Origin of the sequence: Mesorhizobium sp. M9A.F.Ca.ET.002.03.1.2, assembly GCF_003952365.1 — a bacterium.
Lineage (GTDB): Bacteria > Pseudomonadota > Alphaproteobacteria > Rhizobiales > Rhizobiaceae > Mesorhizobium.
The window spans coordinates 642958-661846 of the sequence record NZ_CP034443.1; the positions used below are offsets into that span (position 1 = coordinate 642958).

Sequence of the window (18889 nt, forward strand, 5' to 3'; positions counted from 1 at the left end):
TGTCCGTGCTCGACGATACCCCCCTCTGTCCTGCCGGACATCTCCCCCTCAAGGGGGGAGATTGGCTTGCTTTGACTCCGGCTTTTCCTTCAGCAATTTTTGCGATTGGCACAACGGCATGTGAGGGCCGATCTCCCCCCTTGAGGGGGAGATGTCCGGCAGGACAGAGGGGGGTGCTCAAGCGCGACTTTTCTCCTAATTGGTTCAGTTCCAAGCAGTCGGCGCCCCCATGACCCGCGCCCTCACCCTCATCCGCCGTCGCCTCGTCGGCAGCATCTTCGTGCTGCTGATCGTCGTGATCGGCACCTTTCTTTTGCTGGAAGCCGCACCCGGCGACGCGGTCGACGCCTATATCGTCTCGACCGGCGGCGATGCCGGCATGATCGAATTGCTGCGCCATCGTTGGGGCCTCGACCAGTCGGCGCTGACGCGGCTGGCCAACTATCTCTGGGCGCTGCTGCATCTCGACCTCGGTCAGTCCGTCACCTTCTCGCGGCCGATCCGCGACGTGGTCCTCGAACGCCTGCCCAACACGCTGCTTCTGATGGGCAGCGCCACTGCACTCTCCTTCGGGCTCGGCTCGGCGCTCGGCATCTATGCCGGCGCCAGGCCCGGCAGTTTTCGCGACCGCTTCCTGTCGCTCGGCTCGCTGGCGCTTTATGCCGTACCGGGCTTCTGGCTCGGGCTGGTGCTGATCATCGTCTTTGCCGTCGACCTGCGCTGGTTTCCGATCGGCGGCATCGAAAGCATCGCCTCGGGTAAGGCCGGCCTCGACCGTGCCGCCGATGTCGCCCGCCATCTCGTCCTGCCGGTGTCGGCACTCGGCTTCATCTATCTGGCACTTTATCTGCGCATGATGCGCGCCGGCATGGCCGAGGTCTGGCGACAGGATTTTGTCCTCGCCGCCCGCGCCAAGGGACTGTCCCGCCGCCGCATCGTGCTCGCTCACGTCGCCCGCAACGCACTGTTGCCGCTGGTCACCATGCTTGGCCTGCAATCGGCGCAGATGCTGGGCGGCAGCGTGGTCATCGAAAGCGTCTTTTCGGTTCCCGGCCTTGGCCGGCTGGCGCAGGAAGCGGTGGCCGCGCGGGACACACCATTGCTGCTCGGCATCATCCTCGTCAGCGCCGTTCTGGTCATCGTCATCAACCTTCTCGTCGACATCGCCTACGCTGTCCTCGATCCGCGCGTCGGCGCCAGCGAGGCGAGCCCGTGAACACGCTCCGTCGCTTTCTTGGCACGCCGGAAGCGGTCGCCGGCGCGATCATCCTGGTAGCGCTGTTCGCCATGGCGCTGACAGCGCCGCTGTTCTTTCCCGGCGACCCGCAAGCCATTGCCGGGCCGGCGCTGCTGCCGCCTTTCCAGGATTGGTTGCTGCCGCTCGGCACCGACCGGCTCGGCCGCGACGTAACGGCCGAGCTTTTCCACGGCGCCCGCACCTCGCTAGCGGTCGGGCTCGCGGCGGCAGCCGCGGCCCTTGTCATAGGTGCGATAATCGGCACGCTGGCCGGCTTTGCCGGCGGCCTGTTCGACGAAGTGCTGATGCGCGTCACCGACGCCTTCCAGACCGTACCGAGCTTCCTTCTGGCGCTGGCTTTCGTCAGTGTCGTCGGGCCGTCGCTCGGCGTCGTCGTCGCGGCGATCGCGCTCGGCGCCTGGACCGGGCCGGCACGTGTCGCCCGCGCCGAAGTGCTGTCGATCCGCGAGCGCGATTTTGTCGCCGGCGCCCGCGTCATCGGCATGCATCCGCTGGAGATCGCCTTTCGCGAAGTGCTGCCCAACGCATTGCCGCCGGTGCTGGCACTGTCGTCGGTGATCGTCGCCGCCGCGATCCTTACCGAAGCGGCACTTTCGTTTCTCGGCCTCGGCGATCCCAACCGCGTGACCTGGGGCGGCATGATCGCCGAAGGCCGCGCCGTGCTGCGCACCGCGCCGTTCCTGTCGATCATTCCGGGCGTCGCACTCGTGCTGACCGTGCTCGGGGTCTATCTCGCCGGCGAAGGCGTCGTCGAGACGACGGCGGTCAGAAGGAGCCTGTCGTGACGGCGCTGCTTTCGATCCGCGATCTGACGGTGACCTATCGCCGCGACGGAAGCGAGGTGGCGGCGTTGAAACATATCAGTCTCGATGTCGCCGCCGGCGAACGTTTCGCTATCATCGGCGAGAGCGGCTCGGGCAAGAGTACGCTGGCGCTGGCCATTGCCGGGCTGCTGCCGGCTTCCGCCAGGATTGACGGCCGCATCGATTGGTTTTTGCAGTCGCCTTCGGGTGCCAAGGCATCCCCCTCTGTCCTGCCGGACACCTCCCGCGCAAGGGGGGAGATGTCCGGCAGGACAGAGGGGGGTGTGACGGAGCGCCAGCCCAGGTCCGAATCCGCTGCTGCCAAACCCAAATTCACGCCCCTCGGTGGCCGCGACATCGGCTTCGTCTTCCAGTATCCCTCAGCCAGCCTCGATCCGGTAATGACGGTCGGCAAACAGATCGCGGAAGTCGCGCGCACGCATCTCGGCCTTGGTTGGACAGAATCTTATGCCAAGGCAAAAACCCTGCTTGATCGCGTCCGCCTGCCCGACCCGGACGTCGCCATGCGCGCCTATCCGCATCAGCTTTCCGGCGGCCAGAAGCAGCGCGTGGCGATCGCCGCGGCGATCGCGGCCGGTCCGAGACTGCTCATAGCAGACGAGGCGACCAGCGCGCTGGACACCATCGTGCAGGCCGAGATCGCAGCACTGATCCGGCAATTGGTGGCCGAGGACGGCATGACGCTGCTGTTCGTCAGCCACGACATCGCGCTGGCCGCAGAACTTGCCGAACGCATCGCCGTGTTCCGGCATGGCGACCTGGTGGAAACCGGAACGACCGCGCAGGTTATCAATACCCCGCGCAACGCCTATACAACAGCGCTGCTCGACGCCCATCTCGGCCTCGATGTCGAACCGCTGCTGCGGGTTGGAACGTCGCCATGAGCGGTCCATTGCTGACTGTCTCGGGGCTGACCAAACGATACCGGCGCGGCGGCAAGACCATCGCCGCTGTCGATGACGTTTCCTTCCACATCGAGCCCGGCGAGACACTGGCGCTGGCCGGGCCTTCCGGCAGCGGCAAATCGACGATCGCAAGGCTGATGCTGCGGTTGATCGAACCAGACGCCGGCCGGATCGAATTCGAAGGCGGCGACTTCCTGGCCTTGAACGGCGCCGCCTTGCGTGCCCGGCGCGCGCATCTGCAAATGGTGTTCCAGGATCCGCTCGCAGCCTTCAACCCGCGCGCCACCGTTGAGCGCGTTCTCGACGACCCGCTGCGCATCCATGGCGTCACATCCCGGCGAGAGCGCCCGCGTCGCATCGCTGCCTTGCTGGAGCGCGTCGGCCTGAGCGCCGATCTCGCCGGCCGCGCCATCCACGAGATTTCAGGCGGCCAGCGCCAGCGCATCGCGATTGCTCGCGCCATCGCGACCAAGCCGTCGCTGATCGTGCTCGACGAGGCGGTGTCGGCGCTCGATGTGTCGGTGCGCGGGCAGATCCTCAAACTGCTGCTCGATCTGCAGCGCGAGGAACGGATCGCCTATCTGTTCATTTCGCATGATCTCGGCGTTATCAGCGCCATCGCCCATCGTATCGTCGTCCTCGACGCAGGGCGGATCGCCGAGAGCGGCGATGCCCGTACTGTCATCGACGCGCCGCAGTCGGCGATCGGCAAGGCGCTGGTGGCGGCAGCGCCAAAGCTGACCAGGACAAGCGGGTTGGAAACCTCGTGAAGCTCAGACGCGGCTGATCGTCAGTAACCCAGCGCGCAACCATCCTTGCGCGGATCGGACGCGCCGGTAAGCGTACCCTTGTCCCAGTCGATCAGCACCAGCTGGCCGCCGCCATGCGGCTCGTCCGCGATGGACAGCTGATGGCCTCGCTCGCGCAGGCCGGCGATCGCATCGGCCGAAACGCCACGCTCGGCCTCCACCATGCCCTGTCTGTAAAACACCCTCGGCGCATCCAGCGCCTCCTGCGGGTCCATGCCGAAATCGATCATGTTGGTGAGCAGATGGACATGGCCAAAAGGCTGATAGCCGCCGCCCATCACGCCGAACGGCATGACCGCCCGGCCGTTGGCTGTCATCATGCCCGGCATGATGGTGTGCATCGGGCGCTTTCCCGGTGCGATGCGGTTTGGGTGATCCGCCGCCAGGCGGAAGCTGCTGCCGCGGTTCTGCAGGACGACCCCGGTCCTGGGGCCGACAACGCCGCTGCCGAACGAACCAAAGGTGGAATTGATGAAGCTGACCGCATTGCGGTCGCGGTCGACCACGGAGATGTAGACGGTGTCGCTCGGCTGAAGCTCGAGGCGAGGCAGATGCGTCATCGCGCGCGCCGGATCGATCTCGGCGCGTAGCCGGTCCGCATGGGATCTGGACAGCAGCTGCTCCACGGGAACATGGACGACATCCTGGTCGCCGATGAAATTGTCACGATCCTGATAGGCAAGCCGCCCGGCTTCGATTTCGAGGTGAAGCCGCTCGGCGCCGTTCGGTTCCAGCGAGCCGAGCGAAAAGCCCGACAGCACATTCAGCATGATCAGTGCCGTCAGCCCCTGGTTGTTCGGCGGCATCTGATGGATGTCGTAGCCTCGGTAGGACGTGCCGACGGGCCTGACATAGTCGCCCTTGGTGGCCGCGAAATCTTCGAGCGCATGCAGCCCGCCAAGCGCACGCAGACGCGATACGATGTCATCGGCGACCTCACCCTCGTAGAACCCGGCGCGACCGCGGCGTGAGACGATGCGCAACGTATCGGCCAGTTGCGGCTGCCGGTGCAGCTCGCCGGCCAGCGGCGCCCTGCCATCCGGCAGGAAGATCCGCGCGGCATGTTCGTCGGCGGCAAGCAAGGCAGCACTTTCGGCCCAGTCGAAGGCCACGCGGTCCTGGACGACATAGCCCTGCTCGGCGTAGCGAATGGCGGGCGCGAGCGCGGCGTCGATGCCCTTTCTGCCATAATCCTCGAGCAGCCGGCACCAGGCGTCGATGGCGCCCGGCACGGTGACCGCATGCGGCCCGGATTCGGGCAGCGCGTCATGCCCCCTTTCCAGATACCATTCAGCCGTCGCCGCGGCGGGTGCACGGCCCGAGCCGTTGAAAGCGACGACCTCGCCCTGGCCGTTTGGACAGTAGAGGACAAAGCAGTCGCCGCCGATGCCGGTTGATTGCGGTTCGACGACTGCCTGCACCGCAGCCGCGCACACGGCTGCGTCCATCGCGTTGCCGCCGGACCGCAGCATCTCGACCGCCGCCAGCGTCGCCAGCGGGTGCGATGTCGCGGCCATTGCTTCCGTCGCACGAACCGGCGACCGTCCGGGGAATTGAAAATCACGCATGCAGGATCAATAGCCTCCGATGAAGCAGATGTGAACTGGCGGCGGCGGCCAAAGAGCTGTGCCACCGGGCAGCATGACCGACAGCACGATCACCGTGGCGGCGCTAGACCCTTTGTAAATTTCCGGGCTCAATCAGCGAATTTGAAAAGATCCGTGGTGTAGTCCGGGTATGCGTCCAGACTGTCGAAAAGGCCGGCCAGGTCAGGGGTGTCCGCCAATATTCCGGACAAGACCAGCGCCGTCGCCACGCCGGCACCAATCCCACCGGCGATATCGTGTTCGACGCTGTCGCCGACACAGACCACGCTGCTGCGGTCAGGGTTGCCCGCCACCGCCAGCGCGGCGCCGAAGATCGGCGCGTAGGGCTTGCCGATGCGGGTGACGCTGCCACCGAGGCTCTCGTAGAGATCCGCCAATCGGCCGGCGCCAAAGCGAGGCCCCACTGCCGTCAGCATGATCTTGTCGGGGTTGGTGCAGAAGCATGGCACCTGCCGCGCCGCTGCCGGTGCAAAAAGTCTGCGATAGTGGTCGATGTCGTAGCGGTCGCCCTCACTGGCGGCGATCAGCACCAGCTCGGCATCGTCGCCGTCGCCGGTCAACGCGATAGGCAGACCTTCAATCGCCGAGCGGTCGCCTTCACGGCTGATCAACAGGCACTTTGTGTTTGGGCGCAGCTTTCCGGATACCGCCATTTCTTGAAAGGAGCGCCACGCGATCTCGCCGGAAGAGACAAAGTGATCCCAGCTTCCCGGTTCGAAACCGAGCTTCTGCAGGCGAGTCTCGTTGGGCCGCGCACGCCTGCCGGAGTTCGAGACCAGCACAATCGTCTTGCCTGCACGCTTCAGCGCCGACAAGGCCTCCACAGCGCCTGGATAGGGGCTTGTGCCGTCGTGCAGCACGCCGAACTGATCGAGCAGGAACACCTGATAGCGCTCAACTAGCGCTCCGATGCCGTCGAGATGTTCAATTGTTTTCGTGCTCACAAAAGCCCCGCTTCGATTGCGCCCATCAGCGCCAGCCGCGCGGTGCCGGCGGCGGCCTCGTCCGAAAGCGCAGGTAGAAAACCGACGCCCAGCTTGCGCTGCCGGATCGCGGTCCAGACGGGATTTGCCGCACCGCCGCCGACACTTCTGACCGAGATCAGCCGAGGCGCGCCGAGCTCGGCAAGCCGGCGATAGCCGAGCGCCTCGATCCCAGCAATGCCCTCCAACATCGCTTTCAGATAGTCGGCGTCGTCAGCAGGCCGCGGCGTCAGTCGTGGCGGCAGGGCAGGATCGGCTACGGGGAAGCGTTCGCCGACCGCAGGAAGCGGATAGTAGTCGAGGCCCGTCTCCGTCATGGGGTCGATCGTCGCACTCAACTCGATGATGCGCGCGAGAGGGAAATGCTGTGCCAGCACCTTGCCGCCGGAATTCGACGCGCCACCCGCCAGATAGGCATCTCCCAGCCTATGGCTGTAGATGCCGAACTGCGGTGCCGAGATCGGCCGGTCGGACAGGATCTTGATGGTCAGCGAGGACCCCAGCGCGGTGACGCCGTCGCCAACTGCTGCGGCACCCGTCGCCAGGAACGAGGCGCAACCATCCGTCGTCCCTGCGACCACAGCGACGTCGCGCGCCAGGCCGAACAGGTCAGCGGCGCTTGCGGTTAGCGTGCCGGCGACATCGCCCGGCCTGACGACACCAGGCAGCAATGCCATGCGCATGCCGGTCGCCGCGATCCAGTCCGGCCAGCGACGTGCCTCGACGTCGTAGCCGGATTTCAGGGCATTGTTCTCGTCGCTGATGTCGAAGCGACCGGACAACTGCCCCGCGATCCAGTCGGCCTGGTGCAGCACCGCGGCGACGCCAGGCAGGCGCTGGAACCACAGCGCCTTGGCGAGACCGGACGTCGCCCCAAGAGCTGCGCTCGCTGCCGGCGCCTCGCGCGCGATCACGGCCAGAATGGCGTCGTCGTCAACCTTGTCGTTGTACATCAGCGGTTCGGCCAGCGGCCGCCCGGCGCCGTCGACCGGCAGCAGCGTGCCCGAAGTGCCGTCGACGGCGATCGACCGCACCGCCGCCCGATCGATGCGCGAAAGCAGTTCCGTCAGCGCCGCGCCGACCGCTGACCACCACGCTGAGGGATCGCGGGCGTTCTGGCCAAATCTGTCGAGTGGAACGGCGGAATGCGCGGCAATCGAAAAGTCCGGGCGCATGGCGACGGCGCGCGCACCGGATGTGCCGATGTCGATGCCGATCGAAAGCGGGCCGACCGAAAGCGCCATGTCAGCTGCCGGCTGCATTGAGTTTCTGGCGATATTGCTCGGCGTCCCAGTTGACCAGTTCGTCATTCTCGGCGGCGGTGAGATAGTTCAGCTTGGCCGCGACGTCGACCCGTGCCGTCACGTCGGCAAGGCAGCGTTGCATGGCGTCTGCGCCGGCGCTGGCGTCGCCGCGCATCAGAACGCCAAGCCCGGGGAACAGGATCGCCACGGGTGCCGTGCCGCACCGTTCGGTGACGCGCTTCACGTCCTCGCCGGGTCTCGCCACGACCGAACCCTGGCCGAGAAAGATGACGTGATCGGGATAGAGGCTGCCCCCAGACGCCATGCGGCAGCTTTCGGGATCGATCGCGGCCGCATGCGCTTCGACGTCCATCGGCAGTCTGTAGCCGGGGTTACCGGCGAGCGCCGTCAATGCCGCAATGTCGGGCTCCGCCACCTCGCGCGGCGGCCGCACCAGAAGTCGTGTGACGCGATTGAGCAGCGCCTCGGCGCCGGCGACGGTCTCGGCTGCGACGACCAGGCCGTGATTGGCAAGGATCAGCACATCGACCCCCTGCCGAAGGCGTTCGGCAATGCCCTGGGCAAGCGGCAGGCCCGGTCGGCGATAAGGGACATACGCCCATTCGAGGCCATCGAGGCGCTTGGCGACCTGAGCCTCGCAGTCGGCCTGTACGGCGAGCGAAATGGTGTCGACGCAGTGGACATGCAGAACGACGCGCTGCGGCATCAGGGCGTGAACCGTGGTCTCGATCGAGGGACGCAGCTTGCGGATGTTGAGGTTCTCGATGGCGAAGGCCTGCGGCTGATCGGCGGCCGGGTCGCGCTGTTCGACGGCGCTCAGCAGCGGGGGATCGCCACGGGAACCATGATATCCTGCGCGAGCGCATCCTTCAGCCAAGTACCGGAAGCCTTGATCCAAAGCGTTTCGCCAGCTTTCAGCGAAGTGTTGCCGCCAGCGGCCTGGGTCAAATGCGGGTCGCGTCCGATGCTGGCCGAGAGCGACCGCAAGGCAGCCAGTTCCTGCGCATCCGCATAGGTTGCCATCGAAATTCCTCCACAAACCGGCCGCGTGGCCACGGCTTTGGATGTCCCGTTGCCGGGATAACGACTGACGCTTGTATCGCAGATACGAGTAAGTTACGTCAACAGTGATCTTATCCCGTCAAATCGAGCTTGCAATCTGCGATGTGTTGAGTAAGTTGCACCAATTGCCGTGGCAAAATGGCATTCCGGGAGGGTATCCGTTGAGCGACTCCGGCCGCCAGCGTCAGATCGTCGAGTTGTTGCGGGATCGCCCTTTCGCCTCGGTGCGCGAGTTGCAGGAGCGGCTCGGCGTGTCGGCTGCGACGGTGCGTCGCGATATCGACAAGATCGATGAGGCCGGCGAAGCACGGAAGGTCTACGGCGGCATCTCGGCGCTCGATGGCGCTTCACAGGCCAGTGTCGCCTATGCCAGACCCTATGACGAGAACCGCGATCTCGCGGTCGAGGCCAAGCGGCAGATCGCCGCTCTCGCCGCGACCCTGGTACGCGATGGCGACGCCGTCATCGTGCATGGCGGTTCGACCTGCTTCCATCTCGGCGCCAAGCTCGCCGACCGCAACATCCGGCTCTATACCAACTCGATGCCGCTCGTGGCCTATTTGAGCGACCACGGCCATTGCAGCCTGACGGTTGCCGGCGGTGAACTGCATCGCGAGCCTGGCATCATCCATTCGCTTACCCAGGCCGTGCCCTTCTACGCATCGAAGTTCTTTCTTGGCGCGCAAGGCATCGGCCAGGAAGGCGTGCTGGAATCGCATCCGCTGCTGGTCCGCTCCATCGTCGAACTCAGTCTCTGCGCCGACCAGATCGTGGTGCTGGCCGACAGCCGCAAACTGTCGATCCACGCGCGCAATGTCGCGCTGCCCCTGTCCCGCATCGGCACGCTGGTGACCGACGACGACCTGTCCGATGCCGACGCACGCATGCTGGAAGACGCCGGCGTCACGGTGCGGATCGCCTCCTCCTCGGGAGCCCTCCAGTGAAGGTGGCCGTCCTCGACTTCGGCAAGACCAATTCGAAGCTGTTCGTCTTCGGTCAGGACGGGCGTATCCTCTGCGAGCGCCGGACCCAGCCGAACTGGACGCGCAAGGGCGGCTTCAGCGTGCTCGACGAGACGGCGCTTCACGATTGGGCGGCTCGCGCCGTCGGCGAGGCGGTCGACATCCATGGCGTAGAGGGGCTGATGGTTTCGGGCCATGGCTGCACCTTTGCCTTGGTTGACGATGCGTCGCTGACGCATCCGATCCTTGACTACGAGCAGGAGCCGCCGGCTGAGATTGCCGCGCAGATCGATCGCCGCATTCCGGATTTTGCCGAAACCTTCTCGCCGCTCCTGCCGCTCGGTTTCAACTACGGTCGCCACATGCTGTGGCTGAAGACGGTGCAACCCAGCGCGTTCGCTGCGGCGAAATCGATCCTCGGCTATCCGCAATACTGGAGCTGGCGCTTTGCCGGCCGGGCAGTCTCGGAAGTGTCCTATCTCGGCTGCCACTCGCATCTGTGGGCGCCGCGCAAAAGTGATTTCAGTTCGCTGGTCGACGCCGAGGGCTGGCGCGGCCAGATGCCCGCCTTCGAGCGTGCCGGCGCGGTCATCGGCGAGCAGCGCTTCGGCGAGTCGACACGGCCGATCGCTGTCCACAACGGCGTCCATGACAGCAATGCGGCGCTCCATGCCTATCGTCGGCAGGAGCTTGGCCCGGTCACCGTCGTCTCGACCGGCACCTGGGTCGTCGTGCTCAATCCGGACTGCCCTCTCGACGCGCTCGATCGTGACCGCGACATGCTCGTCAATGTCGATGTCGATGGCGACCCGGTGCCGACCATCCGCTTCATGGGCGGGCGTGAATTCGCGACGATCAGCGCCGGCTGGCAGGGCGCGATCGCCCGCTCCACGCTTCAGCAGGTGATCGACGCCGGCATCATGGCGCTGCCGAGCTTCGCGCCGGGTGGGCCGATGCCTGGCCATCCCGGCGAGTTGGTCGGACGCACACCCGGCGCGAACGAGCGTGCGGCTGTGGCGCTGCTCTATGTCGCGCTGATGGTCGATCTGTGTCTCGACCTGATCCACTCGAGCAACACCGTAATCGTCGATGGCGGGCTGAACAGCGGCGGAATGCTTGCCAGCCTGCTGGCTGAGCTTCGCCCCGGCCAGGCCTTCATGCAAGGCGCCACGCTGGAGGGCAGCGCCACCGGAGCGGCGGCTCTTGCCTTCGAGAGCGTCGGACACGAATTTGCCGCCGAGGCGCCGGAGCCTGTTCGTGCATCGAGCTTCACCGGACTTGCCCGGTATCGCGACAGCTGGCGCGGCCTTGCCGCCGATCGGGGCGCCGCCGGCGTAGCAGCGGGAGATGCGCGATGACCGCCGCGGCCCAAATCGAGACGGCGCGCCAGCCGGTGCTGGAGATGCGGCACATCTCGAAAACATTCGGCCCGATCCGCGCCTTGCAGGATGTGTCGCTGACCGTCCACGCCGGCGAACTGCATGCGCTGATGGGCGAAAACGGCGCCGGCAAGTCGACGCTGATGAAGGTGCTGTCCGGCGCCTATCGGCCTGATACCGGCGGCGAGATCCTGATCGACGGCATACCAGCCGCCACCGGCGACCCGATCAAGGCACGCGCCAACGGCATTGCCGTCATCTATCAGGAGCTGTCGCTGGCGCCCAACCTGACGGTTGCGCAGAACATCTTCCTCGGCAACGAGCCGAGACGGTTCGGCATCGTCGACCGCGACCAGTGCAACCGGCGCGCCAAGGAGATCATCGCGCGGCTCGGCGTCTCCTTCTCGGCGCGCGCCTCCGTCTCCAGCCTGTCGCTCGGCGAACGCCAGCTGGTCGAGATCGCTCGCGCGCTGTCGACCAGCGCACGCATCATCGTCATGGACGAGCCAACCACCTCGCTGACCTCACGCGAGACCGACCGGCTGTTCGAGGTCATCGCGACGCTGAAGTCGCAAGGCATCGCCATCATCTACATCAGCCACCGCATGGAAGAGGTCTATCAGCTTGCCGACCGTGTCAGCGTGCTGCGCGACAGCGGCTATGTCGGCACGCTCGACCGCGCCGACCTGAACGCCTCGCGTCTCGTCTCGATGATGGTCGGCCGTGACCTGTCCGCCTTCTACAAGAAGGACCACCGCCCGCCGGACGAGAAGCGCGCGATCGCGCTATCGGTGCGGGGCATGTCGGACGGCAATCTCCTGAAGGACTGTACCTTCGACCTGCACAAGGGCGAAGTGCTGGCGTTGGCGGGCCTGGTCGGCTCGGGCCGCACCGAGCTCGCACGGCTGATCTTCGGCGCCGACAAACGCACCGCCGGCACGCTGGAACTCGACGGCAGGCCGATCGCCATCGGCTCGCCGCGCGAGGCGCTGGATGCCGGCATTGCCTATCTCACCGAGGACCGCAAGGAACTCGGCCTGTTCCTCGACATGTCGATTTCAGACAATATCAACGTCGGCGTGCTCGCAAAGGACGCACGGGCCGGCGGCTGGCGCGACTTCGCGACGGCAGAGAGGCGAGCCGCCAAGGCCGTTTCCGACCTCTCCATCCGCACCAGGTCGGTGCAGGCCAATGCCGGCTCGCTGTCGGGTGGCAACCAGCAGAAGGTGCTGCTCGCTCGCCTGCTCGAAACCGAGCCGCGGGTCCTCATCCTCGACGAACCGACCCGCGGCGTCGATGTCGGGGCGAAGTCGGAAATCTACCGGCTGATCGACGATCTCGCCAAGAAAGGCATCGCCGTCCTGATGATCTCCAGCGAGTTGCCGGAGGTGATCGGCGTCGCCGACCGCGTATTGGTGATGCGCGACGGCACCATATCCGGCAAGGTGACGGCATCCGAAGGCCAGCCGCTCAGTCAGGAGAAAATCATGGAACTTGCAACGGGAGCGGCCAAGGGATGACCGACAAGGCAACCGAGATGAGCGACCAGGCTGTCGGCAGGAACCGGCGGCTGCGCACCGCCTTCGCCGCCCTTGGCATGCTGCCGGTCCTGATGCTTTTGGCGGCCGGCTTCCAGTTCATCAACCCGCGCTTCCTCACCGAGACCAACCTGTTGATCGTCACGCAGCAATCGTCGATCAACATCGTGCTTGCGGCCGGCATGACCTTCGTCATCCTCACCGGCGGCATCGACCTGTCCGTCGGCTCGATCCTTGCCGCGTCGGCGATGGTGGCGGTGATTGTGTCGCTGGTGCCGGAGTGGGGCATGCTCGGCGTGCCGGCGGCCATTCTGGTCGGCCTCGGCTTCGGCGTCATCAACGGGCTGCTCGTCGCCTACATCAAGCTGCCGCCCTTCATCGTCACGCTGGGTTCGCTGACCGCCGTGCGCGGCGTCGCCCGCCTGCTCGGCCAGGACACCACGGTGTTCAACTCGGACCTGCCGTTCGACTTCATCGGCAACGGTTCGCTGTTCGGCATCCCCTGGCTGGTCATCATCGCTTTGTCGGTCGTGGTGCTGTCCTGGCTGGTGCTCAAGCGCACCGTGCTCGGCACCTGGATCTACGCCGTCGGCGGCAATGCCGAGGCCGCCCGCCTCACCGGCATCAAGGTGCCGCTGGTGCTGCTCTTCGTCTATGGCGTTTCCGGCCTCCTGGCCGGCCTTGGCGGCGCCATGTCGGCGGCCCGGCTCTACGCGGCCAACGGGCTGCAGCTTGGGCAGTCCTACGAACTCGATGCCATTGCCGCGGTCATTCTCGGCGGCACCAGCTTCGTCGGCGGCGTCGGCTCGATCTGGGGCACGCTGATCGGCGGCCTGATCATAGCGGTGCTCTCCAACGGGCTCATCCTGGCCGGTGTTTCGGACATCTGGCAGTACATCATCAAGGGATTGGTCATCATCGTGGCGGTCGCCCTCGACCGCTACAGGCTCCAAGCAGGAGCAAGAACGTGATTGGCCTTAGTCGCCGGCGTCAACGACCCGGTTTCATGTAACGCACCGTGAGAGGCGCGGGGCATCAGGAGGAAAGCAATGAAGACTATCGTTAAACTGCTCTGCGGCGTTGTCCTCGCGGCCGTCGCCATCGCACCGGCTTCGGCCAAGGATCTGAACAAGGTCGGCATCTCGGTCGGCCTGCTCGGCAACCCCTTCTTCGTCGCCACCATCAAGGGCATCGAGGACGCCGCCAAGAAGATCAATCCGAATGTCGAGGTGACGTCGGTGTCGGCCGACTACGACCTCAACAAGCAGGTCTCGCAAGTCGATTCGTTCATCGCCGCCGGCGTCGACGTGATCATGCTCAACGCCGTCGATGCCAAGGCGATCGCGCCGGCGGTGAAGAAGGCGCAAGCCGCGGGCATCGTGGTTGCCGCCTTCGACGTTTCGGCGCCTGGTGCCGACGTCACCGTGATGACCAACAACGTCAAGGCCGGCGAAGCGGCCTGCCAGTATCTGGTCGACCAGACCGGCGGCAAGGGTGACTATGTCATCCTGAACGGCCCGGCATCGTCGTCGATCCTGGAGCGAGTGAAAGGCTGCAAGGACGTGCTTGCGCAGCACCCGGATATCAAGATCCTCTCCGACGACCAGAATGCTGAAGGCTCGCGCGACGGCGGGCTGAAGGTATTCCAGTCGCTGCTGACCCGTTTCGACAAGATCGACGCGGTGTTTGCCATCAATGATCCGACGGCGATCGGCGCCCAGCTTGCGGCCAAGCAGCTCAACCGCTCCGAATTCATCTTCACCGCGGTCGACGGCGCGCCCGACATCGAGAAGGAACTCTCGTCCGGGACATCGATGATCAAGGCCTCGGCTTCGCAGGACCCCTATGTGATGGCCGGCCAGTCGCTGCAGATGGCGGCTGAAGTGCTCGCCGGCAAAAAGCCGGCCGAGGCGACGGTGCTGCTCGACCCGCAGCTGATCACAGCCGAGAACCTGAAGGACTACAAGGGCTGGACCGCGGCCCGCTAAGCCTCCCAAGGCTGGTGCGGCCGGGAGGACCGGCCGCACCACTTTTTGTTTGAGCATCGGAATCGGTTCACATCCGATGCTCTCACCTGCAGCACGTGGAGACGATCATGTCGCGCATTGGAATCCATTCTTTCGTCTGGTCGGCGAGTTCGGCGCAAGGCGACCTCGAGCGCACGCTGGCCAACACCAAAGAGGCCGGCTTCGACCTGATAGAATTCTCCTACCTCGACCCTGCCAATGTCGACATCGCCAAGCTGGCCAAGCGCATCGACGACCTCGATCTCGGCGTGGCGATCAGCATCGGGCTACCGGCCGACGGCGACATTTCAAGCGCTGACAAGGCGATTGCCGCGCACGGCGTCGAAATCCTGGAACGCACGATCGCGCTCACCCGCGATCTCGGCGGCCGGAAGGTCGCCGGCATCCTCTCGACCAGCCACGGATTGCAGACTGAGGCGCCGACGCGCGATCAATGGAACCGCAGTGCAGGCACGCTTGCCCAGGTCGCGGAGACGGCCAAGGCCGCCGGCGTCACGCTCAACCTCGAGATCGTCAACCGCTTCGAAAGCAATCTGCTCAACACCGCCGCGCAAGGGCTGGCCTTCATCGAGGACACCGGCTCCGACAACATCTTCCTGCATCTCGACACTTTCCACATGAACATCGAGGAGGCCGATGTCGGACTGGCCATCCGCCACGCCGCGAAGAAGATCGGCTATGTCCATATCGGCGAGAGCCATCGCGGCTTCCTCGGCACCGGCAACATCGACTTCGCTGCGATCTTCGATGCGCTGACGGCGGTCGGCTATGGCGACGACCTCAGCTTCGAGTCCTTCTCGTCGGAGATCGTCGACGAGAAGCTGTCGAAGAAAACCGCCATCTGGCGCAATCTGTGGACCGACAATATGGAGCTGGCCCGGCATGCGCGCCGCTTCATCGCCATCGGGCTGGAGACGGCACGGCGCAAGGCCGAGCTTGTTTCATCAAGCCATCGACCTTAGCACCACCCGACACGGGCGTGACGCCCAAACATCAGACTCAAAAGTGGGCACCGGTTACATACGAAAATCCCAAGTTCTCGTTCCCGGTTGGCGATCCTCAGGCCAGCCCGAAACGCTCCACGGCGCGCATGATGCCGCGCAGCTCGGCGAGGCCTTTCAGGCGGCCGATCAACGAGTATCCGGGATTGATCCTGGTCTTGCCGATATCGTCGGCGAGCAGATGGCCATGATCGGGACGCATGGGGATCCGCCAGTCGGCGCGGCCTTCCTTGCGGCGACGCGTCTCTTCCTGCATCAAAGCGAGGATGACATGCGCCATGTCGGTGCCGCCCTCCAGATGCTCGGCTTCATAGAAGGAGCCGTCATCCTCAATGGTTACATTGCGCAGATGGACGAAATGGATCCGGTCGGCGAATTCCTTGACCATGCCGACAATGTCGTTGTCTGCACGCGTACCGTACGAGCCGGTGCAGAATGTCAGGCCGTTCGCCGGGCTGTCGACGGCGCCGAGGATGAAACGGGCGTCCTCGGCGGTCGAAACGATCCGTGGCAAGCCATAGAGCGAGAATGGCGGGTCGTCGGGATGGATGCACATGCGCACTCCCTCCTGCTCGGCCACTGGAATGATCTCGCGCAAAAACCAGGCAAGATTGTCGCGCAACTCCCTCGGCCCGATCGAGTCATATTCCGCCAATGCCTCGCGAAAACTGTCACGATTATAGCTGCGCTGTCGCCGGCAGGCCAGCAATGAGATTGCGCTCGATCCTGTCGATCCGCTCGTCGCTCAGCGCCTTGAAACGCAATTCCGCTTCCGCGATACGTGCCGCGCTGTAGCTGGCCTCGGCATTCCTGCGCTTCAGGACGAACAGGTCGTATGCCGCAAAATCGATCGCGTCGAAACGCAGGGCGTAGCCCGTCGTTGGAAGTCGATAGGCAAGATCGGTGCGGGTCCAGTCGACCACAGGCATGAAGTTGTAACAGATGGTCCTTATGCCGGCTTTCGCCAGCGCGCGGATGGTATCCTTGTACCAGTCCGCGTAACGCTGCCTTTCCGCCGAACCGGTCTTGATCGAATTGTGGACGGGAATGCTCTCCACGACAGACCACGTCAGCCCTTCGGCCTCGATGATCCGCTTGCGCTCCAGTATGCTGTCGAGCGGCCACGCGCGCCCGTCATAGATGTCGTGCAAGGCCGTCACCACACCCGTCGCGCCCGCCTGCTTGACATGATCGAGCGTCACCGGATCATCCGGTCCATACCATCGCCAACATTGTTCCATTGAGGCTTTCCCTTTGCGATAAAACAGAACCGTATTGTTGGGCCACAATGGAAGTCAAACCAAAGCCGGCTTCCGACGGCCAATGAGGGAGTTTGAGCAATGCAGGATTTCGACGGCAAGATCGCTCTGGTGACGGGGACGACCGGGATCGGGCTGGCAACCGCCAGACGTCTCGCGGCAGGCGGCGCGGCGATCATCGCCTGCGGCATCGACCGCGCGGCCAATGCGGCGATGAGAGCGGAACTGGAAAGCTCCGGCGCCGAGGCGCTGGTCATGGCCGTCGACGTCTCCGTAAAGGATCAGGTTCGCGACGCGGTCGCGGCCGGCGTCGAGCGCTTCGGCGGCCTCGATATCATCGTCAATTCCGCGGCAATCCATCCGTATGGAACCGCGACCAGCACCGATTTCGACACCTGGAACCAGGCGATGTCCGTCAATGTCGGCTCGATCTACCTGACCACGCATTTCGGCATCCCCGAAATGATCATGCGGGGCGGCGGGGCGATCGTCAACGTGGCTTCGGTGCAGGGCTTTGCCTGTCAGCAGAACGTCGCCGCCTATGCCACGACGAAGGGCGCTATCCACACGCTGACGCGCTCTCTGGCGCTCGACTATGCGCGCTCCGGCATCCGCGTCAATTCCGTCAGCCCAGGCTCGATCCGCTCCCCGATCCTGGAAAAGGCAGCCCGCGGCGAGAATGGCACCGATGCCGATGTCGAGGCGGCCTACAGGCGCTTCGGCGAAGCCCATCCCATCGGGCGCATCGGCGAGCCGGAAGAAGTAGCGGAACTCATCGCCTTCCTCTGTTCGTCGAAAGCCGGGTTCTGCACCGGTGCGGACTACAGGATCGATGGCGGCCTGACTGCCGGTATCGGCGTGAGGTAGCGCCTGCGCCACGTTTGAGCGGTTAGCGTCTATTTCAGGAATTGACGGAAGCGGCGAAGCGAAAAAGCAAACAGCGCCGTTCCGATAATCAGCAGCGCCGCAAGCTGCGGCCAGACAACGTCGAGGCCCGCGCCGCGGAACAGGACGGCCTGGGCCAACATGACGAAGTGCGTGTTTGGCGCGACGAACATGATGGCCTGGATGATCTCGGGCATGCTCTCACGCGGCGTGACGCCGCCGGACAGCAACTGAAGCGGAAGAAGCACCATCATCAGCAGCAGCCCGAATTGCGGCATCGAGCCCGCGATGGTCGCGAGGAATATCCCCAGACAGGTCATGGCGAATATGTCCAGCGCCGCTCCTGTCATGAACAGCAGTGCGGATCCGTTCGTCGGCACGGCGAGCAGGCCTTGCACGACGAAGCCCAGCGAGAGGCCGGAAGCCACCAGCACGACGAGACCCATCGACCAGACCTTGCTCAGCATGATTTCGAACGGCGTTACCGGCATGACCAGCAGGTGCTCGATCGTTCCATGCTCGCGCTCGCGGATGAGTGCGGCGCCGGTCAGGATGATCGACAGCATCGTGATCGAATCGATCATGTCGGAGATTGCGCCAAACCAGCCTTTGTTGAGTTCGGGATTGAACCGCGCACGCAAGTCGAGAGCGACCGGTAGGGAAGTCTCGGAGCGGTAGCGATCGAGGAATTCGCTCACTTCCCCCGATACGATAGACTGAACATATCCCCCGCCGGCGAAAGCCTGCGACATGCGGGTCGCATCGACATTGAGCTGGATCATAGGCGATCTGCCGGCCAGAAGATCACGCTGGAAGTTCGGAGGAATGTCGAGTGCGAATGTATCCGAGCCGGAATCCATGCGGCTGTCCATTTCGGGCTGAGAGATAAGCCGCGGCGCCGTGAAGTAGGGAGGGTAGAACGCGGTTACGATGCGCGAGGATACCGGCGATTGGTCTTCGTCGACAATCGCGATCGGAGCGCGGTTGAGGGTTTCGGGCATCGCCTTGGATGCTGTGTAGATCGCCAACGTGAAGGCATAGGCGATCAGCACGATCAGCATCGGATTCCTGGCGAGACCGCGCAGTTCCTTGAGACCAAGCTGGAAGATATTGACGAAACGCATT

General features: G+C 64.7%; 15 protein-coding genes and 2 pseudogenes. 11 read left to right on the forward strand and 6 right to left on the reverse strand.

Features of this window, described 5'->3' with window-relative positions:
* Positions 1 to 229 precede the first annotated feature (229 nt).
* Genes EJ066_RS03185 through EJ066_RS03200 form a run of 4 tightly spaced genes read left to right on the forward strand, consistent with a single transcriptional unit; the run spans position 230 to position 3757 of the window.
* Positions 230 to 1216, forward strand: a complete 987-nt coding sequence (locus tag EJ066_RS03185) for an ABC transporter permease (RefSeq protein WP_126034849.1) — start codon at positions 230 to 232, stop codon at positions 1214 to 1216.
* Positions 1213 to 2043, forward strand: a complete 831-nt coding sequence (locus tag EJ066_RS03190) for an ABC transporter permease (RefSeq protein WP_126034852.1) — start codon at positions 1213 to 1215, stop codon at positions 2041 to 2043. The genes EJ066_RS03185 and EJ066_RS03190 overlap by 4 nt, the downstream gene beginning before the upstream one ends.
* The gene (locus EJ066_RS03195) at positions 2040 to 2966 is read left to right on the forward strand and encodes an ABC transporter ATP-binding protein (RefSeq protein WP_189644420.1); all 927 of its coding nucleotides are present in this window, start codon (positions 2040 to 2042) and stop codon (positions 2964 to 2966) included. Before EJ066_RS03190 ends, EJ066_RS03195 begins: the two co-directional genes overlap by 4 nt.
* Entirely contained in the window at positions 2963 to 3757 is a 795-nt protein-coding gene (locus tag EJ066_RS03200) for an ATP-binding cassette domain-containing protein (protein WP_126034854.1), read from the forward strand. Before EJ066_RS03195 ends, EJ066_RS03200 begins: the two co-directional genes overlap by 4 nt.
* Positions 3758 to 3777: 20 nt before the next feature.
* On the opposite strand, the gene ggt is transcribed toward EJ066_RS03200, so the two are convergent.
* From ggt to EJ066_RS03220, 4 genes and pseudogenes are all read right to left on the reverse strand, one after another.
* The gene (gene ggt / locus EJ066_RS03205; protein ID WP_126034856.1) at positions 3778 to 5364 is read right to left on the reverse strand and encodes a gamma-glutamyltransferase; all 1587 of its coding nucleotides are present in this window, start codon (positions 5362 to 5364) and stop codon (positions 3778 to 3780) included.
* A 128-nt stretch (positions 5365 to 5492) separates the two neighbouring features.
* Positions 5493 to 6347, reverse strand: a complete 855-nt coding sequence (locus EJ066_RS03210; RefSeq protein WP_126034857.1) for a TIGR01459 family HAD-type hydrolase — start codon at positions 6345 to 6347, stop codon at positions 5493 to 5495.
* Positions 6344 to 7648 carry an FGGY-family carbohydrate kinase gene (locus tag EJ066_RS03215; RefSeq protein ID WP_245455064.1) on the reverse strand — a complete coding sequence of 435 codons (1305 nt, stop codon included), beginning with the start codon at positions 7646 to 7648 and terminating at the stop codon, positions 6344 to 6346. The genes EJ066_RS03210 and EJ066_RS03215 overlap by 4 nt, the downstream gene beginning before the upstream one ends.
* Positions 7632 to 8674 (reverse strand): annotated as a pseudogene (locus tag EJ066_RS03220) (class II aldolase/adducin family protein). The gene EJ066_RS03215 and the pseudogene EJ066_RS03220 overlap by 17 nt, the downstream one beginning before the upstream one ends.
* Before the next feature lie 200 nt (positions 8675 to 8874).
* On the opposite strand from EJ066_RS03220, the gene EJ066_RS03225 reads away from it, so the two are divergent.
* From EJ066_RS03225 to EJ066_RS03250, 6 genes are all read left to right on the forward strand, one after another.
* Entirely contained in the window at positions 8875 to 9657 is a 783-nt protein-coding gene (locus EJ066_RS03225; protein ID WP_126034859.1) for a DeoR/GlpR family DNA-binding transcription regulator, read from the forward strand.
* Positions 9654 to 11033, forward strand: coding sequence for a carbohydrate kinase (locus EJ066_RS03230; protein WP_126034861.1), 1380 nt, complete (start codon positions 9654 to 9656; stop codon positions 11031 to 11033). Before EJ066_RS03225 ends, EJ066_RS03230 begins: the two co-directional genes overlap by 4 nt.
* Positions 11030 to 12574 (forward strand): sugar ABC transporter ATP-binding protein, encoded by a 1545-nt coding sequence (locus tag EJ066_RS03235; RefSeq protein WP_126034863.1) that lies wholly within the window; start codon positions 11030 to 11032, stop codon positions 12572 to 12574. Before EJ066_RS03230 ends, EJ066_RS03235 begins: the two co-directional genes overlap by 4 nt.
* The gene (locus tag EJ066_RS03240; protein ID WP_126034865.1) at positions 12571 to 13563 is read left to right on the forward strand and encodes a ribose ABC transporter permease; all 993 of its coding nucleotides are present in this window, start codon (positions 12571 to 12573) and stop codon (positions 13561 to 13563) included. The genes EJ066_RS03235 and EJ066_RS03240 overlap by 4 nt, the downstream gene beginning before the upstream one ends.
* Positions 13564 to 13641: 78 nt before the next feature.
* On the forward strand, positions 13642 to 14580 hold the full coding sequence (locus EJ066_RS03245) for an ABC transporter substrate-binding protein (protein ID WP_126034866.1): 939 nt from the start codon (positions 13642 to 13644) through the stop codon (positions 14578 to 14580).
* Positions 14581 to 14687: 107 nt separating this feature from the next.
* Positions 14688 to 15581, forward strand: a complete 894-nt coding sequence (locus EJ066_RS03250; RefSeq protein WP_126034868.1) for a sugar phosphate isomerase/epimerase — start codon at positions 14688 to 14690, stop codon at positions 15579 to 15581.
* Between the two features lie 97 nt (positions 15582 to 15678).
* On the opposite strand, the pseudogene uxuA reads toward EJ066_RS03250, so the two are convergent.
* A pseudogene (uxuA, locus tag EJ066_RS03255) lies at positions 15679 to 16861 on the reverse strand (mannonate dehydratase).
* 99 nt (positions 16862 to 16960) lie between these two features.
* On the opposite strand from uxuA, the gene EJ066_RS03260 reads away from it, so the two are divergent.
* Positions 16961 to 17746, forward strand: a complete 786-nt coding sequence (locus tag EJ066_RS03260) for an SDR family oxidoreductase (protein ID WP_126034870.1) — start codon at positions 16961 to 16963, stop codon at positions 17744 to 17746.
* Between the two features lie 29 nt (positions 17747 to 17775).
* Here the strand turns inward: EJ066_RS03260 and EJ066_RS03265 are convergent, their stop codons facing one another.
* A complete protein-coding gene (locus tag EJ066_RS03265; protein WP_126034872.1) occupies positions 17776 to 18888 on the reverse strand; it encodes an ABC transporter permease in 1113 nt (370 codons plus the stop codon).
* Between the last annotated feature and the right edge of the window lies 1 nt (position 18889).